Source organism: Arachidicoccus terrestris, assembly GCF_020042345.1.
Lineage (GTDB): Bacteria > Bacteroidota > Bacteroidia > Chitinophagales > Chitinophagaceae > Arachidicoccus > Arachidicoccus terrestris.
In genome coordinates this window covers 3,756,699-3,783,623 of the sequence record NZ_CP083387.1, presented here as the reverse complement: position 1 = coordinate 3,783,623, position 26,925 = coordinate 3,756,699, and the positions used below count along the sequence as shown (strand labels likewise).

24 protein-coding genes and 1 tRNA gene are annotated in these 26,925 nt (G+C 43.2%); 10 read left to right on the top strand and 15 right to left on the bottom strand.

Annotation, left to right across the window (positions count from 1 at the left end):
- Positions 1 to 8 precede the first annotated feature (8 nt).
- Positions 9 to 2,297 (bottom strand): GH92 family glycosyl hydrolase, encoded by a 2,289-nt coding sequence (locus tag K9M52_RS14740; RefSeq protein WP_224069198.1) that lies wholly within the window; start codon positions 2,295 to 2,297, stop codon positions 9 to 11.
- 220 nt (positions 2,298 to 2,517) lie between these two features.
- Positions 2,518 to 3,198, bottom strand: a complete 681-nt coding sequence (locus K9M52_RS14735) for a hypothetical protein (protein WP_224069197.1) — start codon at positions 3,196 to 3,198, stop codon at positions 2,518 to 2,520.
- A 138-nt stretch (positions 3,199 to 3,336) separates the two neighbouring features.
- Here K9M52_RS14735 and glgB point away from each other — a divergent pair, with 138 nt between their 5' ends.
- Together glgB and K9M52_RS14725 are read left to right on the top strand one after the other, a co-directional pair.
- Entirely contained in the window at positions 3,337 to 5,292 is a 1,956-nt protein-coding gene (gene glgB / locus K9M52_RS14730) for a 1,4-alpha-glucan branching protein GlgB (protein WP_224069196.1), read from the top strand.
- A gap of 14 nt (positions 5,293 to 5,306) precedes the next feature.
- The gene (locus K9M52_RS14725) at positions 5,307 to 5,906 is read left to right on the top strand and encodes a peptidylprolyl isomerase (RefSeq protein ID WP_224069195.1); all 600 of its coding nucleotides are present in this window, start codon (positions 5,307 to 5,309) and stop codon (positions 5,904 to 5,906) included.
- Between the two features lie 97 nt (positions 5,907 to 6,003).
- On the opposite strand, the gene aspS is transcribed toward K9M52_RS14725, so the two are convergent.
- The 4 genes from aspS to hisF form a co-directional block, all read right to left on the bottom strand.
- A complete protein-coding gene (aspS, locus tag K9M52_RS14720) occupies positions 6,004 to 7,836 on the bottom strand; it encodes an aspartate--tRNA ligase (protein WP_224069194.1) in 1,833 nt (610 codons plus the stop codon).
- Between the two features lie 42 nt (positions 7,837 to 7,878).
- On the bottom strand, positions 7,879 to 8,808 hold the full coding sequence (locus tag K9M52_RS14715; RefSeq protein ID WP_224069193.1) for a TlpA family protein disulfide reductase: 930 nt from the start codon (positions 8,806 to 8,808) through the stop codon (positions 7,879 to 7,881).
- Between the two features lie 89 nt (positions 8,809 to 8,897).
- The gene (gene hisIE, locus K9M52_RS14710; RefSeq protein ID WP_224069192.1) at positions 8,898 to 9,512 is read right to left on the bottom strand and encodes a bifunctional phosphoribosyl-AMP cyclohydrolase/phosphoribosyl-ATP diphosphatase HisIE; all 615 of its coding nucleotides are present in this window, start codon (positions 9,510 to 9,512) and stop codon (positions 8,898 to 8,900) included.
- Between the two features lie 33 nt (positions 9,513 to 9,545).
- Entirely contained in the window at positions 9,546 to 10,304 is a 759-nt protein-coding gene (hisF, locus tag K9M52_RS14705) for an imidazole glycerol phosphate synthase subunit HisF (protein WP_224069191.1), read from the bottom strand.
- Between the two features lie 184 nt (positions 10,305 to 10,488).
- Between hisF and K9M52_RS14700 the strand changes: the two genes are divergently transcribed.
- Positions 10,489 to 10,890 (top strand): GNAT family N-acetyltransferase, encoded by a 402-nt coding sequence (locus K9M52_RS14700; protein WP_224069190.1) that lies wholly within the window; start codon positions 10,489 to 10,491, stop codon positions 10,888 to 10,890.
- A 26-nt stretch (positions 10,891 to 10,916) separates the two neighbouring features.
- Here K9M52_RS14700 and K9M52_RS14695 read toward each other — a convergent pair whose 3' ends face one another.
- From K9M52_RS14695 to K9M52_RS14685, 3 genes are read right to left on the bottom strand one after another with little or no spacing between them, the layout of a single operon-like run.
- Positions 10,917 to 11,570 carry a rhomboid family intramembrane serine protease gene (locus K9M52_RS14695; RefSeq protein WP_224069189.1) on the bottom strand — a complete coding sequence of 218 codons (654 nt, stop codon included), beginning with the start codon at positions 11,568 to 11,570 and terminating at the stop codon, positions 10,917 to 10,919.
- A gap of 41 nt (positions 11,571 to 11,611) precedes the next feature.
- Positions 11,612 to 12,085, bottom strand: a complete 474-nt coding sequence (locus K9M52_RS14690) for a 23S rRNA (pseudouridine(1915)-N(3))-methyltransferase RlmH (protein WP_224069188.1) — start codon at positions 12,083 to 12,085, stop codon at positions 11,612 to 11,614.
- The gene (locus K9M52_RS14685; protein ID WP_224069187.1) at positions 12,082 to 12,699 is read right to left on the bottom strand and encodes a phosphatase PAP2 family protein; all 618 of its coding nucleotides are present in this window, start codon (positions 12,697 to 12,699) and stop codon (positions 12,082 to 12,084) included. Before K9M52_RS14685 ends, K9M52_RS14690 begins: the two co-directional genes overlap by 4 nt.
- 120 nt (positions 12,700 to 12,819) lie before the next feature.
- Between K9M52_RS14685 and K9M52_RS14680 the strand changes: the two genes are divergently transcribed.
- Positions 12,820 to 14,742, top strand: coding sequence for an LTA synthase family protein (locus tag K9M52_RS14680; protein ID WP_224069186.1), 1,923 nt, complete (start codon positions 12,820 to 12,822; stop codon positions 14,740 to 14,742).
- A gap of 96 nt (positions 14,743 to 14,838) precedes the next feature.
- On the opposite strand, the gene der is transcribed toward K9M52_RS14680, so the two are convergent.
- The 4 genes from der to K9M52_RS14660 form a co-directional block, all read right to left on the bottom strand.
- Positions 14,839 to 16,152 carry a ribosome biogenesis GTPase Der gene (gene der / locus K9M52_RS14675; RefSeq protein WP_317197274.1) on the bottom strand — a complete coding sequence of 438 codons (1,314 nt, stop codon included), beginning with the start codon at positions 16,150 to 16,152 and terminating at the stop codon, positions 14,839 to 14,841.
- A 77-nt stretch (positions 16,153 to 16,229) separates the two neighbouring features.
- Positions 16,230 to 17,102: a GTPase Era gene (gene era, locus K9M52_RS14670; protein WP_224069185.1), complete on the bottom strand. Its 873-nt coding sequence runs from the start codon at positions 17,100 to 17,102 to the stop codon at positions 16,230 to 16,232.
- A 139-nt stretch (positions 17,103 to 17,241) separates the two neighbouring features.
- A tRNA-Met gene (locus K9M52_RS14665) sits at positions 17,242 to 17,313 on the bottom strand.
- A 123-nt stretch (positions 17,314 to 17,436) separates the two neighbouring features.
- Positions 17,437 to 18,189 (bottom strand): C40 family peptidase, encoded by a 753-nt coding sequence (locus tag K9M52_RS14660; protein WP_224069184.1) that lies wholly within the window; start codon positions 18,187 to 18,189, stop codon positions 17,437 to 17,439.
- Positions 18,190 to 18,311: 122 nt separating this feature from the next.
- Between K9M52_RS14660 and K9M52_RS14655 the strand changes: the two genes are divergently transcribed.
- The 6 genes from K9M52_RS14655 to K9M52_RS14630 all read left to right on the top strand — a co-directional run bounded on the left by K9M52_RS14655 (position 18,312) and on the right by K9M52_RS14630 (position 24,107).
- Positions 18,312 to 18,887, top strand: a complete 576-nt coding sequence (locus tag K9M52_RS14655) for an RNA polymerase sigma factor (RefSeq protein WP_224069183.1) — start codon at positions 18,312 to 18,314, stop codon at positions 18,885 to 18,887.
- Positions 18,874 to 19,233 carry a hypothetical protein gene (locus K9M52_RS14650; RefSeq protein WP_224069182.1) on the top strand — a complete coding sequence of 120 codons (360 nt, stop codon included), beginning with the start codon at positions 18,874 to 18,876 and terminating at the stop codon, positions 19,231 to 19,233. The genes K9M52_RS14655 and K9M52_RS14650 overlap by 14 nt, the downstream gene beginning before the upstream one ends.
- Before the next feature lie 87 nt (positions 19,234 to 19,320).
- Positions 19,321 to 20,610, top strand: coding sequence for an NAD(P)/FAD-dependent oxidoreductase (locus tag K9M52_RS14645; protein WP_224069181.1), 1,290 nt, complete (start codon positions 19,321 to 19,323; stop codon positions 20,608 to 20,610).
- Between the two features lie 63 nt (positions 20,611 to 20,673).
- On the top strand, positions 20,674 to 22,761 hold the full coding sequence (locus K9M52_RS14640; RefSeq protein WP_224069180.1) for a putative porin: 2,088 nt from the start codon (positions 20,674 to 20,676) through the stop codon (positions 22,759 to 22,761).
- Between the two features lie 32 nt (positions 22,762 to 22,793).
- Complete coding sequence (gene murB, locus K9M52_RS14635; protein WP_224069179.1) at positions 22,794 to 23,828, top strand: UDP-N-acetylmuramate dehydrogenase; 1,035 nt, start codon at positions 22,794 to 22,796, stop codon at positions 23,826 to 23,828.
- 24 nt (positions 23,829 to 23,852) lie between these two features.
- On the top strand, positions 23,853 to 24,107 hold the full coding sequence (locus tag K9M52_RS14630) for a PLD nuclease N-terminal domain-containing protein (protein WP_224069178.1): 255 nt from the start codon (positions 23,853 to 23,855) through the stop codon (positions 24,105 to 24,107).
- A gap of 30 nt (positions 24,108 to 24,137) precedes the next feature.
- Here the strand turns inward: K9M52_RS14630 and K9M52_RS14625 are convergent, their stop codons facing one another.
- Positions 24,138 to 25,814, bottom strand: a complete 1,677-nt coding sequence (locus K9M52_RS14625) for an APC family permease (RefSeq protein WP_224069177.1) — start codon at positions 25,812 to 25,814, stop codon at positions 24,138 to 24,140.
- 74 nt (positions 25,815 to 25,888) lie between these two features.
- Positions 25,889 to 26,872, bottom strand: a complete 984-nt coding sequence (locus K9M52_RS14620) for a polyprenyl synthetase family protein (RefSeq protein ID WP_224069176.1) — start codon at positions 26,870 to 26,872, stop codon at positions 25,889 to 25,891.
- Positions 26,873 to 26,925 lie beyond the last annotated feature (53 nt).

Sequence of the window (26,925 nt, the reverse complement as noted above, 5' to 3'; positions counted from 1 at the left end):
AAAGGCTTTTACTCTATAGAAAGAGAGAATGGCCTGTCCGTATCTTTTATACCCCTTTCCTTATTGGGATGAGTGCCCATCTTCACATTTATAACAGCTCCTTGTTGCAAATCCTTATGTGAAATATAATTCTTGGTATAAGGCTTGCCATTTACCGTCATACTTTCAATGTACCGATTGTCCGCATTGTTATCAGATGCACTAACTACAAAGGATTTCCCATTTTCCAGTTGAACAGTCATTTTCTTGAACAGTGGCGTACCCAGAACATACTGTGTCGAAGCCGGGCATACCGGATAGAATCCCATGGCCGAGAACACGTACCAGGCCGAGGTCTGTCCATTGTCTTCATCACCGCAATAACCGTCCGGCGTAGGTTGATATAATCTGTTCATAGCTTCTCTTACCCAATACTGTGCCTTCCAGGGAGCGCCTGCATAATTATATAAGTAGATCATATGCTGAATCGGCTGGTTACCATGAGCGTATTGCCCCATGTGCATCACCTGCATCTCCCGCATTTCATGGATCATACCACGGGCTTTCCTACCTTCAGAAGCAAAGAGTGGTGGTGCGGAAAAAACCGAATCCAACTTCTGAATAAAGAATTCTTTACCGCCCATCAGATCAATCAGCCCCTGTACGTCCTGGAATACAGACCAGGTATAATGCCAGCTATTACCTTCAATAAAATCGCGGCTCCAGCTATAAGGATCAAAATCTGAAACAAAAGAACCGTCTTTATTTTTACCGCGCATAAAATTCGTGGATGGATCAAAGACATGCTTATAGTTCATGGCTCTTTTTCTATACAAATCTGTCTCTACTTTAGGTCTTCCTAATGCCTTGCCCAATGCGTAAATGGCATAATCATCATAAGCATATTCCAGCGTACGTGCGACACTATTACCTGTCTTGCTATCGCTGGGTATATAACCATATTTGTCATAATCTTCAAAGCCCAAACGGCCAGAAGCCTCCGGCCCCTTGCTATGTGCACCGTGAATAATCGCTTTATATAAGGTCTGGATATCATAGCCACGGATCCCTTTCAGATAAGCACCAGCGACAACTGAAGCAGAATTCTGTCCCAGCATGATATTAGAATACCCGGGGCTGGACCATTCGGGCAACCAGCCTCCTTCTTTAAAATCATTGATAAGGCCTTGCTGCATTTCCTTATTAATATCCGGGAATACAAGGCTCAGGAATGGATACAACGCCCTAAATGTGTCCCAGAAGCCAGTACCTCCAAACATATATCCCGATTTAACTTCTCCAGTATATGGACTCCAGTGGACGGGCTGATTCTGTGCGTTGATTTCATAGAGTTTATTGGGAAAGAACATCATGCGATACAGACAAGAGTAAAACGTACGGGTTTGGTCCACAGTTCCCCCTTCAGCTTTAATCCGACCTAACTGATCATTCCAGACCTTTCTGCCATCTCTCACTATCTGATCAAAGCTTTTCTGGCCCTGTTCTCTTTTTAAATTCAGTTCTGCCTGATCCGCGCTGATAAAAGAAGAAGCCACTTTTGCATGTACTTTTTCACCTTCTTTTGTCTTAAAACCAACAACAGCCAACACATGATTGGCCTGCAATTCATTTCCGCTGGTCAATACCGTATCGTCATATATCTGAGCGAAGCTAATGGGCTTATCCAGATAGATAACAAAATAATTTTTAAAATTTTTAAGTTTACCACGAGAATATCTGGAAGTGTATCCTACAATTTTATTTTGTTCAGGCATTACTTTTATGTAGGAACCTCTGTCAAACGCGTCAATCACCAAGGCTGAACTATCACCTTTGGGATAAGTAATCTGAAACTGCGCTGAGCGCTCTGTAGGCGCCAGTTCGGTAGTCACATTCGCATCCGCTAAAAAAACCTGATAGTAATAAGGTTTGACAATTTCTGCCTTATGTGAAAACCAGCTTGCCCTTGCCTCTTGATTTACTTTTATACCACCAGTGGTGGGCATGATCGAAAATTGGCCGTAATCATTCATCCAGGGAGATGGCTGATGGGTTTGCTTAAATCCGTTGATTTTATCCGCACCATAGGTATATTGCCAGCCACTGCCCATTTTTCCAGTCTGTGGAGTCCACATATTCATTCCCCAGGGAAGCCCGATGGCCGGATAGGTATTCCCGTTGGAGAGCTCAAACTTTGAATCTGTTCCCATCAATGGATTAACATAGTCGACCGGATTATCTACTTGCGTAACGATCTGCGCATGTAACTGCAGACCGAATAAACCCATGATTAATACACTTAAAAAGAATTGCTTCATTAAATCGATTTTGATAAAAAACATAAGCCCGACACCACACTATAACTGACTAGACCAGTTTGTGGGCAGTGAATGTAGCCAATTTTGTATTTTGAGCTGCACGAACGAAGTAAAATAACAATTGAGATAATTTTTGCTAACAATTTATTTTAAGCGCATCCACCGGATTTGAGCTGGCAGATTTATCTTTAAGGGTAAGCCTTTCCAATATTAACCTTTATTACTCCCCTTTTAATTTGTTGGGATCCAGCAACCTGTAGCCCTCTTTAGGTATAATAAACCGAGAAGCAGGAACCGGACCAAAATCAATTTTGGTCGCCGTAAAAGTAATTTTGTATTTGTGCATCACCTGCGCTTCATATTCCAGGATCAGGCCCGGGATTTCCTTGAATTCATAGGGATTGTCTCCTACAGTTGTTTTTAGTTCCGGTGTGTAATACATATTGATTTCTGTACCATCTTTCAAAATGGCCACAGCCTTAATGCAGCTATAACCCAAAATTTTTTTGGAGGCCGCGTCCTTTTGAATATTCACTTTCATGCCTTTGTACCGCTTATACTGGTCTTTCCATTGCGCTTTGGTGAGTACGGACATATAATCCTGATCATTAAGATGATAGAGTACAAATGCCTTATCCCCATTTTGATTATAGATGATGGATTGGGAAAATCCATTAAAATGGATGGTAGAACGGGACATTCCACCTCTGACATACAATGTTTTAGCGGCAGTTTTAATCATATTAGAATCCAGATGCTGGTTATTACCTGCTGTCAGTTCAAAATGTAAAGTCAGGTCTCCAATCTCTTTTTGGCCAAATACATGACGACCTGCACCAGTTACTATAAAGACGACCAGCAGTAGGCGGTAAATTTTCGATATGAATGTATAGTCAAACATATTTTATGGAAGCTGAAAGACGTATTTTCCATCATTTGCACTGATCTTTCAGCAAGTGAAAATAATGCATTATCAGCTTAATAGCAAGAATATTATTCCTGCAGATTGTTGTATATTGCTTAAAAATTGACAATCACCATGCCCGCGCCTTCTAAAACAAAATATGAACAACGTTATTTTGTGGACAGCAGTAAATCCGTATGGAACTATTCATTATTTACAGATGAGGATATTACTCAATTCCAGCAAGGAATCCATTGCGGCATGCACAGGTTACTGGGTAATCATCAGATCGAGATAATGGGTACCCGTGGCAGCTATTTCGCTGTTTGGGCTCCGAACGCTGCCAGTGTCCGCATTGTTGGTGATTTTAATGGATGGGATTCAGATACTCACCCGCTGATCGTCCGTCAGGACAGTTCCGGCATCTGGGAAGGCTTTATTCCAGACCTGGGGATGGGTGAGCTCTATAAATACAGGATTATAACACCGGAATCAGAAGTACTGGACAAAGGTGACCCTTATGCCGGTTTCTGGGAAAAAAGGCCACTCACGGCGACGATAACATATCAGCCTGAGTATCCCTGGACAGACGGTGATTGGATGCGTAAAAGGAAGAAGGTCAATCAGCTGAATGCGCCTTTTTCGGTCTACGAAGTCCACTTAGGCAGTTGGATGCGTCCCGATCCAGATAATGAAGAAAGCTATAACAGTTATCTGAATATGATCGATCTGTTGGTTCCCTACATAAAAGAAATGGGATTCACGCATGTTGAGCTGCTCCCCGTTATGGAATTCCCTTATGACGGGAGCTGGGGCTACCAAGGCATAGGCTATTTTGCCCCTACGAGCCGTTTTGGAACACCTGAGGACTTTATGAAGCTCATTGACGCCTTCCATAACGAGCAAATCGGGGTCATTTTAGATTGGGTTCCGTCCCATTTTCCAAGAGATGCCCATGGCCTCTACCGCTTTGACGGTTCCCATGTATACGAATATGCCGACTCCAGAAAAGGCTATCATCCGGACTGGAACTCCTATATATTTAACTATTCACGAGGAGAAGTGCGTAGTTTCCTGCTTTCCAGTGCACATTATTGGTGTGGCGTATTTCATGCAGATGGTCTAAGGGTAGATGCCGTTAGTTCCATACTCCGCCTGGACTATAGCAGAGAGGAAGGTCAGTGGGAGCCTAATGAATTCGGAGGTAATGGCAACACAGAAGCGATTGCTTTCGTCAAGTTACTTAATGAGACCCTATATCGGGATTTTCCCAGTATTCAGGTCATCGCTGAGGAGTCCACCGACTGGCCCGGGATCAGCCGGCCCACTTATCAAGGCGGCATGGGCTTTGGTATGAAATGGATGATGGGTTGGATGCATGATACTATCAAGTATTTTCACCGGGAACCTGTACACCGCCCTTACCATCAAAATGATTTCACCTTCAGTATGGCTTATTATTATGATGAGAACTTTATGTTGCCGTTAAGCCATGACGAGGTTGTTCATGGCAAGAGTCCTATGATCTATAAAATGCCGGGGGATGATTGGCAAAAGTTCGCCAATTTGCGGTTACTTTATACTTATATGTTCTGCCATCCAGGTGCCAAACTTCTTTTTATGGGCAATGAATTCGCCGCAACCGAGGAATGGAATTACAAAAGAGAGCTCCCGTGGTCATTGTTAATGTGGCCCAGTCATCAGGGCATGAAAAAATGCATTACGGACCTAAACCTGCTTTACCGCAGAGAGGGGGCTTTGTTTGAAAAGCAGTTCGACCCTTCAGGCTTCGAATGGACAGATCTGCACCATGAAGACCAAGCGGTTATTGTGTTTAAAAGAAAAGGCCTTAAATCAAAAGATGATCTGGTCATCATCTTAAATATGCGTCCTGAAGTCCACTGGAACTGGGAACTGGAATTATTTGGTAAAAATAAGTGGTCAGAGATTTTCAACTCTAATAAACAAGACTACTGGGGAACCGGTGACGTTTATAACACTGAAATTCCAATGGAAGAACTAGATAAAAAAACAAAGCATTACCGGCTTAAAGTACATTTACCGGCACTGGCAGCAATTGTATTAAAATAAACGAACTATAGATAATGATTAAAAAATTAATGCCCGTTTGCATCTTTGCAATGCTCTTGTCCCTCATATTTTTTAGTTGCGGAAAAAAGTATGCCCATCCACATGTGCTGATAGAAACAAAAATGGGTGATATTGAGGTAGAGATTTATCCTGACCGGGCACCCGAAACGTGTAAGGCTTTCCTCTCCTATGTTAAGGAAGGTTTATATAAAGATGCCAGCTTTTATCGGGTACTGAATGCAGACAATCAGGCATCTGATGCTCCAAAAGCAGAACTGATTCAAGGGGGTATCTGGCAAACCAAACCCGATAAACTTCGAACCTTAAAGGGTATCGTTCATGAATCCACCAAAAGAACGGGTATTCTTCATAAAACCGGTACCGTATCGCTGGCCAGAGAAGCTGCAGGCACCGCCAATTCCGAGTTTTTTATTGTCATTGGCGACCAGCCGGGATATGACTCGGGTGGTGCTAATAATCCGGACCACCTGGGATATGCGGCGTTTGGCAGAGTCGTTCGCGGCATGGATATCGTGATGTTGCTGTATAATAAACCAGCAAGAGATCAATCCTTTGATCCGCCGATTCCGATCTACGATATTAAAAAGTTATAATCATCGATATATTCTATATGGAAAAATTCCTGTAGCGTTGCTACAGGAATTTTTCCATATAGAATATGACTTAGTTTTTTGAAGAGCACTAGCCACCCTAAATATCAGAAGGAACAAGCTTTAACCTTAATTCATCGAGCTGCTTTTGATCAACACTGGAGGGTGCATCGATCATCACATCGCGACCACTGTTGTTTTTAGGGAAGGCGATAAAATCGCGGATGCTTTCACTTCCGCCCAGTAATGCACAGAGCCTGTCAAACCCGAAGGCCAAGCCGCCGTGTGGGGGAGCACCGTACTGGAATGCGCCCAATAAGAACCCAAATTTTTCCTGCTGCTCCTTTTCACCCATGCCCAGGGCAGCAAACATTTTCTGCTGCAATTCTTTTTGGAATATGCGAATGGATCCGCCTCCGATCTCGTTACCATTAAGTACCATATCATAAGCATTGGCCTTGATATTCGCATAAGGATGTTCTAAATACCTTTCCGGATCACTGATCTTTGGATCATTTCCGATCATGCGATCAATGTCACCAGGTTTTGGAGACGTAAACGGATGATGCCTGGCCACCCACCTGTTCTCTTCCGGTGCATATTCAAAAAGCGGGAAATCCAATACCCAGAGTAGCTTATATTCTTCAGGTTTACGCATTCCCAGGCGCTTACCCATTTCCAGGCGAAGCTCGCTGATTGCCTTACGGGTACGTTCTTCCTTGCCCGCGAGAATCAAGATCAAATCGCCGGCTTTCGCACGAGTCGCCAGTGCGATCTTCTCCAGTCGCGCTCTATCATAGAACTTATCTACGCTGCTTTTATAAGTGCCATCTTCCTGACATTTGACATAGACCAACCCCATCATACCGATCTGCGGCCTTTTTACCCAAGCAGTCAATTCATCAAGTTCTTTACGCGTATAACCGGCTGCGCCTGGCACAGCGATGGCAATTACCGTCTCAGCTTCATTAAATACTTTAAAATCCACTCCTTCAAAAATACCGGTTATAGCAGACTTCTCCCTAAAAGTATGGGCAGGGAATTTCAGATTTGCCAGTTCCATATCAAAACGAATATCGGGCTTATCATTCCCATAGCGCCACATAGCTTCTTCCCAGCTCAGGCGGACAATTTCTTCTGTATATTCTTTTGCAATGACGTCTTTAAATACGCGCCGGATCAGGCCTTCAAACATCTGAAGTACATCTTCTTGTTCCACAAAGGCCATTTCACAGTCAATCTGGGTAAATTCCGGCTGCCGGTCTGCTCTAAGATCTTCATCTCTAAAACACTTGACGATCTGATAATAACGATCATAACCGCTAATCATCAGCAACTGTTTAAAAGTCTGTGGAGATTGAGGTAAGGCATAGAACTCTCCTTCATTCATACGGGAAGGCACAATAAAATCTCTTGCACCTTCCGGTGTAGATTTAATCAAGAATGGCGTTTCAATATCCATAAATTCCTGCTCATGCAGGTAGTTTCTGACAGAACGCCCTACCTGATAACGAAGTTGTAGATTTTTTTTAACGGCATTTCTTCTTAAATCCAGATAGCGATACTTCATACGAAGGTCCTCTCCACCGTCTGTATCATCCTGGATGGTAAAGGGGGGCACCGCCGATTTATTAAGAATTGAAAAACTTTCCACAAGGATCTCTATCTCACCTGTGGGTATCTGCATATTTTTATTGGAACGCTCAGCCACCCTCCCTTTTACCTGAAGGACAAATTCACGGCCGAGTGGAGCGCTATCCAGCTGCTCATTCAAGGATTCACCAAAAAGCAGCTGAGTAATTCCATAGCGGTCTCTTAGATCCACAAATGTTATAGAACCAAATTTCCGGATGGTCTGTACCCACCCAGACAGTGTAACTTCTTGTTGTACATTAGATAGTGTTAATTCTCCGCAGGTATGTGAGCGATACATAAAATGATTTCTTTTTAGGATTGCGAAGATAAGGGATATTCATCATTTTACAGGCGCACCAGCTACTGCAGGTGTCTTCACCCGTACCCTATGCAGCAGCTTTTCGATCCCATGTGCAGAGATATTCCTTGCGACAATATGACCGGCCGGCCCGATAAGAATATTCTGAGGTATCCGGTGAACTGCATAATTGCGTACGACCGGGCTATTCCAGGCCTTGTCATCAAAGACATTCAGCCAATCCGTTCCGTCTTGCTTTTTAGCCCGCAGCCAGGAGGATTTATCCGTATCTACACTAACAGCGATGACTGTTAAAAGAGTATCCTTAAACCGATGATAGACAGCTAAAAAAGAAGGCATTTCTGCACGGCAGGGGCCGCACCAACTTGCCCAGAAGTTAACCAAAAGGTAGTGACCACGATACTGCTGTGTGGAGATCATTCTGCCATGGTCATCCGGCATTGAAAAATCAATAAAAATCTTCCCGACTTCACCGTTAGCCCTCCCCTGCAGCTCCTGCTCCAAATACCGTGCATAGGTATTATCAGCCCCTGCACCGGTCAACAGGGAAGCCATCGATCTTAAGGTATCCTGGTTGACCTCAATTTCTCTGAAACAACTGATCAGGAGCGCTTTTGCAGCCGTATCTTCTGCACGATGCAGGGCCACAAACTGTCGCATGGTTGTCCTATATCTGCCTAACTCCTTCTCATACGCCTCCAGATTACGTTTACGTTCGGCCGGTACCTGAGGTTGCTTAATGGCTTCCTGATAATGCGTTACACTGTCTTCCAGAAGGGCAAAATGCTGATTATACCAGGCGAGTTCAGCAGGTTGATCAAGCTCCGTCATCATATTCATATTCTGCGCCTGGGATCTACTTATAACAGTCGACAGTATTACTACTACTACTATAAAATAGAGATATCTTCGTATGAACGGCTGCTGGAACTGCTTACTTTGATACTTCATGAAAATTAAAAATAATAACCAATAAGATCATTGCCTTCAGGCATAAATCATGCCTGTTACACAATAATGGATATATGACAGCTAAATGCCTATTTCTGATCAGCCTTTTTTGTCTCATGGCGGCTGCGCAGCACTTTCATGACATCCTCCAGTCTGTACCCTTTCGCATTGAGTAGGATCAGGTAGTGAAAAAGGAGATCTGCACTTTCGTTTAAAAAAAGATACTCATCACTATCCTTAGCTTCGATCACCACTTCTACCGCTTCCTCGCCGACTTTCTGAGCAATTTTATTGATACCTTTTTTAAATAAACTGGCAACATAGGATCTTTCGTCACCTGAGTTTTTGCGTTGCTGAATTATATTTTCCAACTGAACCAAAAAACTACCACATTCATTTTTTTCGCCCCAACAGGTATCTGTACCTGTATGACATACTGGGCCTAACGGCTCCGCTTTAACCAATAAAGTGTCCTGGTCGCAGTCTACTTTTATATCTTTTAGGATCAGAAAATTTTCGCTCTCTTCTCCTTTTGTCCACAGCCGGTTCTTTGACCTGCTGAAAAAGGTCACTTTGCCCAGTGCTTTGGTCTGGGCGACCGCCTCTTCATTCATAAAGCCCAACATCAATACCTTTCCAGTCTTGCTATCCTGTACAATAGCCGGTACCAGGCCGTCCGGATATTTAGCATAATTGATTTCCATTATTCTTATCTTTTCACTTGATTATTTATTTTCTTATTGCCTGACAGGGATTCCTGCTTCCGCCAGCTTCCGTTTTAAAACACCGATTTCTACTTCTCTAAAATGAAAAATGCTGGCAGCCAGCGCCGCATCCGCATGCGCCGACTCAAAGACATCTATAAAGTGCTCTACAGTCCCGCCACCACCGCTGGCGATAACCGGAACCGGTAATGTCGTTGCCAGCGTCTCTGTAATATCCAGTGCAAACCCCTGTTTCGTTCCATCATTATTCATAGATGTCAGCAATATCTCCCCTGCACCTAATTCCACTCCCTTTCTGGCCCAGTCCTCACAACGGATATCTGTTTTAAGCCTGCCTCCATTCAAATAAACATACCAATGACCATCAGCCTCTTTTTTGGTATCAATGGCCAAGACGACACACTGGCTCCCAAATGCGCCTGCCAGTTCTTGGATCAGTTCCGGCCGTTTAAACGCCGCCGAATTGACCGAAGTTTTGTCAGCTCCGTTGTCCAGGAGGATCTTGCCATCCTCAACAGAACTGATCCCCCCCCCAACCGTGAAAGGAATATTGATATGGCGGGCTATCTTACTGACTAACTCCCTCAGCGTCTTTCTTTTTTCTACCGTTGCAGTGATGTCCAAAAAGACCAGTTCATCTGCACCCTGATCGGCATAGAACTTTCCGAGTTCCACCGGGTCTCCGGCGTCACGAAGGCTTTCAAAATTAATACCTTTCACCGTTCTGCCATCTTTGATATCCAGGCAGGGAATGATTCTTTTCGTTAACATAAATAATAGAAGTGATCAAAATTACTCGCAATCTGCGGGAAAGACAAATAAAGACGGCTAACAAGCAAAAAAACATTCAAAATATGCCTGCGGCAAACAGACATTCGTTATTAAAATAAACTTGGCTCTTCCAATGGATCAGGTAACTTTGGTCAGATTTCATGACTAATTTAAACCTTTATCTATGCCAATCATTTACGCAATTAATAAGATAATTCCGATAGACACAATCATCGAAGTATTTGATAGTTCTGGCATCAACCGCCCCACCGGTGATATGAAGCGGATTGAAAGCATGTTTAAGGCAGCGGATCTGACAGTAAGTGCTTGGGATGGAGACCAATTGGTCGGTATCGCCCGCAGTCTGACAGACTTTTGTTACTGCTGTTACCTGTCCGACCTGGCGGTCCGTAAAGAATACCAACATGAGGGAATCGGCAAAGAACTTGTGCGCCGTACCCGCCTCGAAATCGGCCCTCAAAGTATGCTCTTGCTACTGGCAGCTCCCAGCGCAGTAGCGTACTATCCCAAATTGGGTATGGAAAAGATGGATCGCGCCTTTATCTTCAACAGGGAAACAGACTGATCCTGAATGCATATCAAGCCTGCTTTTTAAATCTGAAAATAGCTGCGTACCTGCAAAATGAATTGTGCCAATACATTAAAATGAGAGAATAGCTGACAGGCCAGGATCAGAAAAGCAATACCGTACAGTCCGCCATACAAGTGGGCAGAATGATTAATTCTTGAGCTGCCTCTTTTATCCAACCAGGCAGTGATAATCAGGTAGATCACTCCGAAAATAAAAGAAGGCAGGCTAAAAAACGGAATAAAAATCAATCCTATCTCGGCGGTCGGCATAAGTAGAATACTGACAAATACAATCGCCGACACAGCCCCGGAAGCGCCCAGACTCTGATAGGCATAGTTATCCTTATTCTTTACATAGGTGGGCAACAAACAAACCAATAAAGCTGTTATGTACAGTATCAGATATAGTAGTTTGCCAAATCCATTTCCAAATATATAAGCAAAATTTCCTTCTACGACGACACCGAAGGTGTAAAAGGCATACATGTTAAAGGCCAGATGACCAAAATCTCCATGGATCAGTCCACAGCTGAAAAACCGGTACCATTGACCTTGCTCACTGATGGCAGGCGGATAGAAAATCAGCTTTCCCATCAGTGCTTCATTAGAAAAAGCCATAAAGGATACAATACAAGTAATAATTATGATAACAAGGGTAACACTTAAATGCTCCATAAATTCATTTTTTCAGGTGCGCGCGGCCAGAACTAGTTAAATTAGATGTGATGATATTTTTCTCCCCGAATAATACTGCAGGCTCTATAGAGCTGCTCCGCCAAAATCAGCCGGACGAGCATATGCGGAAAAACCAGTTTGGAGAGGCTCCAGACCATCTGGGCTCTTTTTCTGACCGGCTCATCTACGCCAAAGGCACCGCCGATCAAAAATACAATCCTTTTGGTACTTTCCGTGGCTCTTTGTTCAATAAACGCAGCCAGATCAATAGAACTGAGCATTTTCCCTTTTTCGTCCAATAATACCAGAAAGTCTGTTGCTTGCAACTGATTTAAAACGAGCTCTCCTTCCTGTTTTTTCAGATCGGCTATCTGTAAGGATGCCGCATGCTTCGGCGGGGCAATAATAAACCATTCGGCCGGATAATATTTTCGGAGCCGGACCGTAAATTCTTCAATACTGGCAGATAGCTGGCGGTCATGCGGTTTCCCAACAGACCATAATTGAATTTTCATAATCTGGATACTTGTTTGCTGAGTGTTCTTTCATGTCCAGGCGGATCAGGCATTTTAAAAAAACGGGTAAATAATCCATACATACCGAGCCCCACCAAAGAGCCGATAATGGCGCCGGCAATAACATCTGTCGGATAATGTACCCCTACATAGATCTGCCCATAACAGATTGTCGCTGCCCAAAAAATAAACAGCCAGGCCCATTTACCAAAATACCTTTTGAGTGTCAACAGAAAAAACAAGCCCAGCGCAAAATGATTGCAGGCATGAGAGGAAGGGAAGCTACCACTCTGCGGACGATGCCTTACCAGAAATCTTTCTTTAAGCCGCATCACCACATCATTACAGGGTCGCACCCGATCAAAATACTCTTTTAGAAAATGGCTGCTGATCTGATCCATGAGTGCCGCTGTAGCCAGTACAAACAGAAACCAGGGTAGCGCTTTTTTGCCGAAATTAATAAAGATAAACAGCCCCAGGAAGATATATAGGGGAATCCAGGTATTTTTATCCCGCCACCAGGGAAGGATACTATCCAGAACAGGGCTGGTCCAGACCGTATTTATTTTTAAAAAAAGATATTTATCAAAATTTTCGAAATAGGAAAATATCATTTATAAGCCAAGGTTTAAAATTTTATTACTTTTGGAGCCAAAAATCAGCTCATGAAGCGCATAAAAATACCAAGTTCTATCCAATGGTTATTGATAATTAGCATATTTTTTATAGTTCTAATGTCCCTTTTGCGTATCATTGAAATGAACATTTTCCCAAAACCGGCTCTGGATATCGACCACCCCATGGGCAAGGCATTCTGGCTTGGTCTTCGATATGATTTGCGTATCGTCAGCGTAGCCGCATTGGTAGGCTTTCTTTTATCGCTGCTACCGGCCTTACATCCGTTTAAAAAAGCAAAGGGCAAGAAAACGGCCTTTATTTATTGGGGCATTTTCACATTTCTTTTTGTTTTTATGTACATTGCAGGATTCGCCTATTTCGCATATTTAGGCGCCAGTCTCAACGCCAGTGTGCTCGAGTACCTGCAGGAAGACGCTTCTTTCGGGATGGTTATGGAAACATATCCTGTCTTCTGGATCTTATTTACACTAATCATCGGAACCTTTTTACTGCATTGGTTTATCCGTCTGACTTACCGTTGGGTTAACAAAAGAGCGGGTGACCAGGTGACTAAGTCCAGGCGTATCACTGTCGGTATCGTTTATTTTCTGCTGCTTGCCTTTTTTATTTTTGGCCGCCTGGGGCAATACCCTTTGCGTTGGAGCGATGCATTTACCTTGGGTAGTGATTACGCCTCGAATATGGCGCTGAATCCCTTTCAGTCTTTTTTTAGCACCTTGCAACATGCCAGCATCACCTATAACAAGGAGGCGGTAAAAAAAAGTTATCCCTTAATGGTGGATTTCCTGGATATCAAACAGCCGGATCAAAATAAGCTGAACTTTGAAAGAATTATTACGCCGGATACCCCGGCTGTTAACCCTCCCAACGTCGTGCTAGTCATCTGCGAATCCTTTAGCTATGTAAAGAGCTCCATGTCAGGCAATACGCTTAATCCCACGCCTTATTTTGACTCACTGTCTAAACAGGGTCTATTCTTTACCAGATGTTTTTCACCATCCGTTGGTACGGCCAGAGGTGTATGGGCAATCATCACAGGTATTCCCGACGTTGAAAGAAATTCTACTTCCAGCCGAAATCCGGGAGCCGTTAATCAGCATACCATTATCAATGCTTTTAAAAACTATGATAAAAGTTATTATATCGGCGGTAGCTTAAGCTGGGCAAATATCCGGGGCGTGCTTGAAAATAATATTCCTGGTCTGGAAACCATCGAACAGCCCGATTATGACGCCCCTAAAATAAACGTCTGGGGCGTCAGTGACAGACACATTTTTGAAAGGGCAAACCAGGACTTCTCAAAAGCCACCAAGCCTTTTTTTGCGATCATTCAGACCGCTGATAATCATCGTCCTTATACCATTCCTGAAGATGATAAAGACAACTTTAAGCTGGTTCACTACTCACAAAAGGAGATCCTGGAGAATGGCTTTACCAGTCTGGCAGAACTGAACGCCTTTCGTTATACTGATTATTGTTACCGCCATTTTATTGAGGCAGCTAAAAAGCAACCCTACTTCAAGAACACGATCTTTGTCTTTGTCGGAGATCATGGTACAAAAGGAGACGCTTCCAAATACTATCCGGATGCCTGGACCAATGGCTCACTGGTAAATATGCATGTTCCTTTGTTATTTTATGCGCCCGGACTTATCCGTCCGGAGCAGATCAATAGTTATGCCTCTCAGGCAGATGTGTTGCCTACTATCGCGGGATTGGCCAGGCTACCTTACAAAAACACCACTATGGGCCGTGATCTGATGAGCCCGCATATGAGGGCTCATCCGGACCATAATGGCGTCTTTATATATGATCCCAGCAATATCACTATCGGGCTGATGCAGGATTCGCTGTATTATTTTTATGACGTAGACCGTCAGCAAAAACCAAAGGCGTTTAATATGTTCAATAATCAGCCCGTAAAACTGGCCGATTCTGTAAAAAAGCATTACGAGCTACTGATCAATGCTATTTATCAGACGGATAAGTACATGATTCTCAATAATAAACTTCACTAATATTGAACTTTTTGTTCAAACAATAACCCCTGCTTATCTGGTAAAGGATAAAGCAGGGTGCTTACTTATTTATCTTGCAGCACTCGTACGATAGGCTTATTTTTTACGGAAGAAAATTCGGACGGGTACGCCCTTAAAGTTAAAATGGCTCCTTAACTGGTTTTCTAAGTAATTTTTATAGGGCGTCTTAATATCGTCCGGATAATTGGCAAAAAAGGCAAAAGAGGGGACATGAGTGGGCAATTGCATCACATATTTGATCTTAATAGAATTACCCCTTACGACCGGTGCATGATAGGCCTCAATCGCCTTTAACATCACGTCGTTGAGTTTACTGGTTGCAATACGCTGCTTTTTATTCTCACAGACTTCCAAGGCTATTTCAATTGCCTTAAAGATCCTTGTTTTTTCCTTTGCGGAGATAAACACGATAGGAATATCATTAAACGGTGCAATACGTTTTTTCAACTCCTTTTCATAGTCTCTGGCTGTATTAGTAGCTTTGTCTTCGATCAGGTCCCATTTATTAACTAGCAAGGTGATACCCTTTCCCTTTCTGGCGGCCAGTGAAAATATATTGATATCTTGCGCGGTGATGCCTTTTTCCGCATCCAATAAGAGCAGACAGGTATCAGCCTCATCCATTGCTTTGATCGCCCGGATGACTGAATAAAATTCCAGATCATCCTTTTCCTTGTTTTTTTTACGAATACCTGCGGTATCGATCAAAATAAACTCTTTCTGAAAGAGATTATAATGGGTATGGATCGTATCCCTGGTCGTACCTGCAATATCACTGACAATGGTTCTTTCCTGACCGGTCAGCGCATTTAACAGAGACGATTTCCCGACATTGGGTTGTCCTATAATGGCAATTTTAGGCAGATCTGTATTTTCTACGGAGCTTTCTGTTTCTTCCGGCATTAGTTCAGTTACAGCATCCAGTAACTCACCAGTACCACTACCGCTTATTGAACTGATAAAAAATACCTTTTCAAAACCCAGTATATAAAACTCAGTTGCTTCTAAATACCGGTTATTATTATCTACCTTATTCACCGCTACTAATACGGGCTTAGTTGTTCTTCGCAACATATTAGCCATTGCGTCATCCAGATCAGTGATCCCCGTTGCTGCATCTGTCATAAAAATGATTACATCAGCCTCATCGATCGCTGTTTTGACTTGCTTGCAAATCTCGATTTCAAATACATCTTCTGAGCCATGGACAAAGCCACCGGTGTCAATAACGTTAAAAGAACGGCCATTCCATTCCGTCACACCATACTGGCGATCCCTGGTCACACCGCTGACATCATCCACTATTGCTTTTCTTTCTTCCAGCAGGCGGTTGAAAAACGTACTCTTACCTACATTGGGCCGACCTACTATCGCTACTGTATAACTCATAAATATTTCATTAATGTGGATCAATCAGGACAGCCATCATGGCCTGTTCCGGTAATTACCTGTACTTTTATTCTTAATTAATTATAACCGTATTCTTTTAGCTGAGCATCACTTTCCCGCCATTTAGGGCGCACTTTAACAAAAAGCTCCAGAAAAACCTTTTGTTCCAGGAATTTCTCGATATCTTCCCGGGCCAGTGTACCGATTTTTTTGATCATCGACCCCTTCTCTCCTATAAGGATCATCTTCTGGGTTTCTCTTTGCACAATGATATCGGCCTGTATTTTGATCAATGTCGTTTTCTCTTTGAAAGCATTAACCAGGACAGCCGCGTGATAAGGAATCTCATCACCGAAAAGCAAATAGATCTTTTCCCGTATAAGCTCACCCACAAAAAATTTGGTAGGTAAATCGGTCATCTCATCCTCGTCATAAAACGGCATACCCTCCGGCAATAACGCTACAATAGCCTGGATTAGTTTCTCAAAGATTTTCTGATTAAGGGCACTCAGTGTAACAACGTTCCTGCAATAAGGCAGCGTGCCAAAAAAAGCTTTAGCCGCCTTTACATTGTCCGGATTGGCCTTGTCGATTTTGTTGATGGCGATGATACAAGGAACTTTTAGGCGAAGGGAAGTGAAAAGTTTCGCACACTCATCCCAGTCATCTTGTATATCCACCAGCAATACGGCAACATCTGCATCTTCCAGGGCACTTTTAACATTACCCATCATTTTCTGATGCAATTTATACTTAGGCTCGATGATGCCTGGCGTATCGGACAAAATGATCTGGTAGACATCCTTTTTATTCAAGAAACCTTTAATTCTGTGCCGAGTAGTTTGTACCTTACTGGATACAATAGCCAGTTTTTCCCCCAAGAGGGCATTTAGCAGGGTACTTTTCCCCGCATTTGGCTTTCCGAAAATATTAACAAACCCAGATTTCATGAAGGGTATTTAAACAAAAAAATGAATCCGTACCAAATGCAAAGGTAGAATTTTAATGCTGAATGAAAAAAACGTCATACCTGATCCGCAGCGACAAAAAAAGCCCCACAAAATTGTGGAGCTTTTCGCCTTTCAGCTGTTGCGAGGGGCGGGATCGAACCACCGACCTTCGGGTTATGAGCCCGACGAGCTACCGCTGCTCTACCTCGCGATATAATCTTTATCAATAATGGAGTAAACTCCCTGAATGTTTTTATCGCGCATCTGGGAAAGAATAACCGTGTTTCCCAAACGGGTTGCAAAGATAAGGAGAAAATATTTAGCAGCCAAACTTCTACCACACTCTTTTGATAATTCTTAGAAAATGCGTTCGTTGCCGGCTAACCTTTTGTTTGATGCCCTGTGAATCGATCATATCAATTCTAACTTGCCCGGAGGCATGTATAATCTTATTAGGTCCCAATAAGATACCCACATGTGTGATACGCCCTTCGGCATTGTCAAAAAAAGCCAGGTCACCGGGCCTTGATTCCTCCAGAAAGCCAACGACCTCACCTACTTCCGCCTGAAGATAGGCATCCCTGGGCAAATCGGTTCCGAAAAGTTTATAAACTTGTTGTACAAATCCGCTACAATCTGTTCCTGCTACCGTTTTACCGCCCCATAAATAAGAAGTGTTCATATAGGTTAAGGTCGCTTCCTGAAGGTTTTTTCTGGATCTACGCTTAGGCTTTACCGGAGAAACCGCTCCATAGTCCACCGGGATACCTGCCAGTGTATCACTGCGCCAGACCGGCGTCCCCGGATATACCACCATGGGCTGACCTGCCACTTCAATAGTTGTGACCTGATCTATATATCCCTCTGTTTTAGACTTCTCCAGCCAACTCTCCAATACATCCGTGACTTGATTTGCCTGTATCCATCCAACATACTGGTCATAAACCGTGCGTACCTGAAGAAAATCGCCATCGCGATTCAGTAATTCAGCCATTTCCCCAAATAGCAGCTGACTCACCATCTCAGAACGATGAGAGGGTTCTAGCCGGATCGGCGCAACGGGTGTTATACCAATAACGTGAAACATACTTTTCTCACTAATAATTAATAATAATTGGCTAATTTTAGCCTGATCACAAGCACCTCATTACCCTTTACCGTTATGGAATTCTGGGCAAGAATGCATCTAAATACAAAACCGTTCCCTATTTGAGTCCAATCCATCAAAAATACAATGATGACTTTCTGCTCAGCAAATATATGCAGAGTCAGGATAATTATTGGCTGGGAATCTTACTTCAGCGCTATACAGTACTGGTTTTAGGGGTCGCCATGAAGTATTTGAACGACCCTGAAGAAGCAAAAGATGCCACCCAACAAATATTTTTTCACGTATTACAGACGGTCAGCCGACACAAAATTACTAATTTTAAAAATTGGCTTTATACGGTAGCTAAAAACCATTGTCTGATGCATATCAGAGGGCAAAAGCATAGCCGGATGGAAGAACTGAAAGAAGAGCTCTTGGAAATTAGCTCAGAAAGTGAACTCGATAATATCCAGGATCGGGAAAGCCAGCTGGATCAGATGCAGTCCGCTCTGGAACTGCTCAATAAGGAGCAAAGAACCTGTATCTCCCTTTATTATCTGGAGAACCATTCCTATCAGGAAATCTCTGTAAAAACCGGGTATAATGGAGATCAGGTAAAAAGTTATATTCAAAACGGCAAAAGAAATCTCAAAAATTATATGATCAAAAATCTTCCTCCCCATGGCGGATCCTAAGAAAATATCACCTCAGGCCGGTAAAAAGGAACTGGAGCGATGGCTGCAAGAACAATTGAATGCGCCTGGCAGTGACATGGCCCAGGGTGACGATGGACCGCCAAACAAGGATGATCCTTTTTACAAGGATGCAATGGAAGGATTGGGCAAATTTAGCTCTACCCGTGAGATCTATAATCATACCAACCGGATTAACCGGTCTATACAGAAAAAAACAGGTGCGGGCAGAAAAAAGGGGCCTGTGGACACCGGACATTTATTCTGGTTTGTGGTGGCCATTGTCGTTATCATCATGGTGATTATACTTGCTTTTGTTGTGATCCGCATGCGTCTGGGACAAATTTAGCTGAACTGTTATACATTAATTGCCGTAGATAGGGTAAATTGCAGGCTGTAATCAGATTCTATTCACGGGAAATTAAAGTGTATACATATGCAGAAAAAAATTGTTATAATCGGAGCGGGATTCGCCGGTCTCAAACTAGCCAGAAAGCTGCATAATACAGATTACCAGATTACCATCATTGATATTCATAACTTTCACCAGTTCCAGCCACTGTTCTATCAGGTGGCGTCGGCCCGACTGGAAGCTACGGCAATTTCCTTTCCGCTCAGACGAATCTTTCAGGGTAAAAGAAATGTCAATGTACGGGTAGGTATGATTCGTCAGATTGATACACGGGCTAAGAAAGTATTTACCCGCCATAATATCTATGACTATGATTATCTGGTCATTGCTACCGGCTGCACCAATAATTATTTTGGCAATAAAAATATTGAGCAGAATGCATTCCCGATGAAATCCACCAATCAAGCCATTGCCCTGCGCAACAAGATCTTGTTAAACTTTGAAGCGTCCCTTTCAGCCAGGACACCTGAAGACAAAGAGGCTTACAATAATATTACGATCGTAGGCGGCGGCCCTACCGGTGTTGAACTCGCCGGTGCACTGGCCGAAATGAAATCCAAAGTTCTCCCTAAGGATTACCCCCTGATCGATTTCAGTAATCTGCGCATCAATCTGATCGAAGGCAGCCCCAGCACCCTGTCTTCCATGAGCGAGCAGTCCCAGAAAAATTCCAGACGCTATCTGGAAGAAATGGGCATACATATCCAGACAGATATCCATGTCACAGATTATGATGGTGATACCGTTTCTCTTGAAAACGGCACAAGTATTCCATGTAAAACGCTTATCTGGGCGGCTGGTGTCATAGGGAATGTTCCGGCGGGGATTCCCAAAGAAAGTATCACAAGGGGTAACCGGATTATAGTAGATGAATTGCACCAGGTAAAAGACCTGAGCGACGTCTATGCGATTGGAGACATTTCTTATATGGAGACCAAAGACTGGCCCCATGGACACCCGCAACTGGCTCATGTTGCCAATAAACAGGCAGAGCACCTTGCCAGGCATTTCAAGAACCTATTGAAAAATAAGCCGGTAACGCCTTTTACCTATAAGAATCCGGGAACAATGGCCACCATTGGCAAACGCAAAGCTGTGGTAGACCTGCCCAAATTACATTTTCACGGAAGATTGGCCTGGTTAATATGGATGTTTCTGCATCTGATGTTAATTTTGGGCGTTCGCAATAAATTATTGGTATTCCTGAACTGGATGATCAGCTATTTCACTAATGACTCAACACTCAGGATCATTTTGTTGCCCTCCAAAAAACAGACCTGGCTGGGGCAGGAATATGATGAGCTATCCGTATAGTTCTTGGCGAAAAAAACAGTAGGCAGGAGCCTGTCTGTTCCATTAAAGATTTATGACTCATTCATGCAGATAAACAGAAAGATCTATATACTTTCCATGTTGCTCACCCTGGTAATCTCCGTGGGTGTATTGAAAGCGCAGGTCACTGACCAGACCCAGACTGACCAGACCCAGACTTATCAAACCGACAATCAGGGTCGCCCCATAGCCCCCAATCAAAGTGGCAATGACTCACTAAAAAGGCGTGATAAGTACGAAGATTCTATTACAATTAGCTACCGGTATTTTGATTCCACTCTGGATCATCATATGGATAGTTCAATCAATGATTTCAATACCCGGCTCCAGCTACCCTACACTTACAATGATTTGGGTAACATAGGCTCGCCCGCGCAGTCTTTGCTCTTTTCGCCCTATATGCAGCCGGGCTGGGATGAGGGTATGCACGGCATGGATTATGCAAGATTCACACTAAAGAATACCCGTTATTTTACATCTACCCGCCCTTATTCTGAACTGGGGTATATGCTGGGCGGCCGGGGCGAACAGTATATAGACCTGCTGCACACGCAGAATCGAAACCGCAATGTTAATTTCACGTTTGAATACCGCCTACTGAATGCGCCGGGTGCTTTTAAAAATCAGAACAATGCCAATAGTAACCTGCGGGCAAATATTTCTGTTCAAAGCACCAACAAAAGATATTCTTCCAATCTGATCTTTATTCGCAACAGTCTTAAAACCGCTACGAATGGCGGCCTGGTAAATCCGGATCAATTGAGCGATTTATCATTGGGAAATCCATTTGAAGCCGGCGTAAAACTAGGCAACAGCAATACGACGACCAGCAACCCTTTTAATGCCAGTGTTATTACCGGCAATACATTTAATGATATCACGCTGTACCTGAGACAATCTTATGATTTTGGCCAGAAAGATTCCGTTGTCCAGGATACAATTACCTATTACATGTTCTATCCCCGCATTCGGTTTGAACATGCCATTTCCTATTCGACCCATGGTTATAACTATCATGACTATAATCCCACTTCTGACGATTATCTCAATTACTACAATTTTATTGTTCCGACAGACACGATATTATTTGAGGACAAATGGAAGGACCTCACCAATCAGTTTGCCATCTACACGTATCCTGATAAAAAAAATAAAAATCAATTCCTGAAGCTTCATGCGGATCTGCAGTTACTCAACGGGAGATTAGGAGAAAACTATAAACTCAGTTACAGCAATATCTTTGTCGGCGCAGAATACCGGAACCGTTCAAAAAATAATAAATGGGATATTCAACTGGCAGGTAATTTCTATGTCGCAGGCAACTATGCAGGCGATTATAATGCCCAGGCCAGTCTAAGAAGAGATTTCGGGGAAAAGCTTGGCGGCCTTGAACTGGGCTTTCAGAACGTCAACCGAACGCCATCATTTATTTATAATGCCGGTAATGAAGGAGGATTCACGACGGATGATTCCAAAGTGACCTATAATCCTCATTCCGATTTCCCGGTGATTGGCGTCAGTAACCTGAATAAAGAAAATATCTCCCGCGCCTATGCACGGTATTATCTACCTTCTATGGGGCTGAGTCTGACAGGAAATTATTACTTTGTAACGAATTACACCTACTTTAAAGATGTGTTCACAGCAGCACAGTCTAGTAGCCTGTTTAACATATTGCAAGTCGGTGCCCAAAAACATACCAGACTGGGAAAATTCTTTCATTGGTATGTAGATGCCGATGTTCAACAACGAGCAGGTGAAGCTCCGCTGAATCTACCCTTACTGCTTTTAAGAAACAGGATCGCCTTTGAGGGGCATTTCTATAAAAACCTTTACCTGGCAACCGGAATTGATGTCAGATACGTATCTCCATATAAAGCATCGGCTTATTCGCCATTTACCGGTCAGTTCTATTACCAGGATGAGCAACAGATCAATAACCGGCCCGACATTTCTTTTTATGTCAATTTCAGAATCAAACGTTTTCGCTTCTTTGGAGAGTTAGCGAATCTGAATACCCTGGATTATAGTAACAATACTTTTGGCTTTAACCATTATAATTACGTTAACCCCAATATGCCGGGTCAGGCGCTATGGCTCCGTCTGGGCGTCTGGTGGTATTTCATTAATTAAAATGCCGCCTCACAGCTTTTTTGGTTTTCAATATGCAGATAAAGAAAAATTACAGTATTCAGCCCTATAATACTTTTGGTATCGCTGCCAGAGCCAGCCGTTTTGCGGCTTTCGGGGATGTGCAGACACTGGCTGCTTTACTCAGAGACAATCAGCATGAGCATAAAATTATCCTGGGAGGCGGTAGCAATATTTTGTTTACAAATGATTTTGCGGGTCTGATCCTTAAAAACAATCTCAAAGGCATCGAGCTGCTTAGAGCAGATGATCAATATTATTATCTTAAGGTCGCAGCCGGTGAGCCGTGGCACCCTTTTGTACAATACTGCGTAGATCATGGTTACGCCGGTCTGGAAAATCTTAGCCTGATACCCGGGCTGGCAGGAGCCTCTCCCATGCAGAATATCGGCGCCTACGGCGTAGAAATAAAGGATGTCTTCTATCAGTTGGAAGCCATGCGCATAAGCGACCAGACCTTGCATACCTTTTCCAGAGAAGACTGTCAGTTCGGATACCGTGAGAGTATTTTTAAAACTGAACTAAAGGGGAAGTATATCATATTAAATGTTACCTATCGCTTACTCAAAAAACCTATATTGCATCTGGAATATGGTGCGATCCGTGAGGAGCTGGAAAAGGCTGGCATTGCTGTTAATACGACTACGCCAACCATAAAAGAAGTATCTGAAGCAGTGATACGTATTCGACGAAGTAAGCTACCCGATCCCAAACAGATCGGTAATGCAGGTAGTTTTTTTAAAAATCCCAGTATCCCCATCGCTCAGTTTGAAAAGCTTAAAATGGAGCACCCAACACTCCCAGGCTACCCTTTAACTGGTATAGGAAGTAATGAACAGATCAAAGTCGCCGCCGGATGGTTGATTGAAGCCTGTGGCTGGAAAGGGTATCGAGATGGAGACGCCGGTGTACACGCTCGTCAAGCTCTTGTATTGGTCAACTACGGTCATGCCACCGGGGCTGAGATTTACGCACTTTCGGAACGTATTATCAATAGTGTAGAAAACAAGTTTGGAATCGCACTGGAAAGAGAAGTCAATATTATTTAATCACCTGTAGTTTATTATAGTGCCATGTTTCTTATACAAATTCAGAAAAGTAGCGATGCAGCAGCTACCGCAACACAACAAAACCCTCATTCCATCCTGCCCCTTATCATCTTTTTTGGTGTAATACCCTTAGCTTTTATGCTCTATTGTCTGCGTGATATTCTGCCAAAAACTTATGCAGGTAATGGTAAGAAAATATGGATGACACTGATTATTATTCTCCCCATGCTCGGACCATTACTCTATTTGTTTATAGGGCAGGAAAAGGCGCTGCGGTAATAGATTAAGATTATCTGAGAAATAAGCATTTTAAGCGTTTTTCCTAAGACGACTGTGCCTATACCCATAAGCAAAATAAACCAGTAACCCCATAGCCATCCACCCAAAGAATACCAGCCAGCTTTTTGCCGGAATGGTAATCATTAAATAAAGACAGCAGAGTGTACCCAATACGGGTATAAGGGAGTAGCGTTTTACAAAGCTAAGAACTGCTGCGATAACTGCTACAACGATAAACAAAATAAAAAGGATTTCTTCATAGGACTCAGTGCTCAGGTTTTCAAAAGCCGCCATTAAACGGCTGCGGAAAAAATAAATAAATATAGTAACGAACAAGGGAATCAAATACCTGGCATTAATGTATGGCAGCTTGAACTGGTCTTTTGCCTTATTGATCTTCGGAAGTGCCAAAACGCCACTGCAAACCAGCACAAAAGCGAAGAGCGTTCCGATACTGGTCAAATCGGTCATTAACAGGTCATCAATAAATAGAGTCGGGATTCCGACCAACAGACCGGTTATCAGCGTGGCGAATGCTGGCGTCTTATACCGCTTGCTCACTTTAGCAAAACGCTTGGGTAACAATCCGTCACGACTCATACTCATCCAAATTCTTGGTTGGCCGATCTGGAATACCAGTAATACACTGGTAGAAGCAGCTACAGCACTCACGGCTATAATCAAGCCGACTTTCGGCATATTGATTTTATTGAACACATAGGCCAATGGATCAGCGACACCTTCAAATTCTTTATAATTAACCAAGCCGGTTATAACCAGAGCCACCAGGATATAAATCACTGTGCAGATCAAAAGCGAATACAGCATCCCTTTAGGCATATCCCTTCTGGGGTTCTTACACTCTTCAGCGGTTGTAGAGATCGCATCGAAGCCGATATAAGCAAAGAACACAGATGAAACACCCCTTAAAACGCCTTCCATCCCATTAGGTAAAAAAGGCGACCAGTTGTCCGTTGTACCATCTGAAACAATCAGGTAAAAACCAAAAATTACAATAAAAGCTAACAAAACAAGTTTTAAGCCCACCATGAAATTGGCACTCTTTTTACTTTCAGAGATTCCGATATAGGCCAAAATGGTGATGATCACGACGATCAAAAAAGCAGGTAAATTAATAATAAACTTAAGCGGTCCAAGGGCTGGTGCATGACTATAGACTAAGTCATCCAATGGAAGCCCCGCTGCTACGGCACTGTCATATTTTATTTTGGCCGTCTGATAGCCAATTGTCAGCCAGTCCGGCAAATGGATATGCATGCCGATGAGTAGATTATTAAAATAAGCACTCCAGGAAATTGCCACTACAATATTTCCAATCGCGTATTCCAGGATCAGCGCCCACCCGATCACCCAGGCAATGAGTTCACCAAAGGTTACATAAGAATAGGTATAGGCACTCCCCGATACAGGCACCCGAGAAGCAAACTCCGCATAACAAAGTGCTGTAAACCCGCAGGTCACGGCCGTAATCAAAAACAGAAAAATTACCCCAGGCCCTCCTTCAAAAGCCGCTTTACCAATCGTTGAAAAGATACCGGCACCGATGACGGCAGCCACTCCCATAAAAGTCAGATCTCTGACCGTCAGTACTTTTTTCAGGTTCATGGGCTGGCCATCTTCCTGGCCGCGGTCATATTCCTTTTGAATTGTTTCAATTGACTTTTTTCTAAATAATGGCTGACTCATAGTTGTTATAATTGTATCTACACTAATGCATTAGTATTCAGCGAGTGGCTGTCTGAAAGCAATCCTGCTTGTCATCAATATTCCCGATGCAACAGATAATCTGCCAGATCCTGTAAGGGTTGCTTGCGGGAATTGACCACAACGACTTCTTCTAAATGCTGCATAGCCCGTTTGGCATAATCAGCAATCAATTCCCGGGTAAAATTATCTACTCCTGTCCTCCTATAAATATCCAGTACACCGGCCACCTTTTGCTCTTCCTCGGTTTTATTCGCAGGCTGAACGGCCAACAAATGCTTCAGTTTGTCTATATCTCCGGCTGTCGCCAGTTCTCCGGCCTTTATTAACAGGCAGGTCTTTTTATTTCTCAAGATGTCCCCCCCCGGCTGTTTGCCAAATTTTTCAGGATCCCCAAAACAGTCCAAATAATCGTCCTGCAGCTGAAAGGCAATCCCTAAGTTTTTACCAAAGCCATAAAGCCGATCACAATTATGGCGGGTCGCCCCACCCACAATAGCCCCCATTTTTAAACTGGCTGCGAGCAATACAGAGGTTTTGAGTCTGATCATACGGATATATTCTTCTAACGTAACTTTATCCCGGGATTCATAGTCCATATCGTATTGTTGTCCTTCGCAGACTTCTCTGGCTGTCTGATTAAAAAGCTTCAATATCCAATGAATATAATTGCCCGAGAGCTCCTCCAGACAGCTGTATGCCTGTACCAGCATGACATCGCCACTCAGAATAGCCGTATTTTCTCCATTACGTATATGCACGGTAGTCTGCCCCCGTCTAAGACTGGCCTTGTCCATAATATCATCGTGCATCAATGTAAAATTATGAAAGAGTTCTACAGCCCTGGCAATCCGCCATGAGTCTTCTTGAATATCACCAAATAGCTCATTGCCCATCAGACACGCGACTGGCCGGATTCTTTTACCCCCGATCCCTAAAAAATAACTGGCAGGTTCATATAGCCCGCCAGGCTCCGCTGGAAACTGCGGCTCCTTAAACTGCTGGCAAAATAAATTCGTTAATTCAGTAAATGAATGCACTTGAAAATCAATTTTTAATGATTGCATAAGGATTACCGGTGCAAAATACCGGA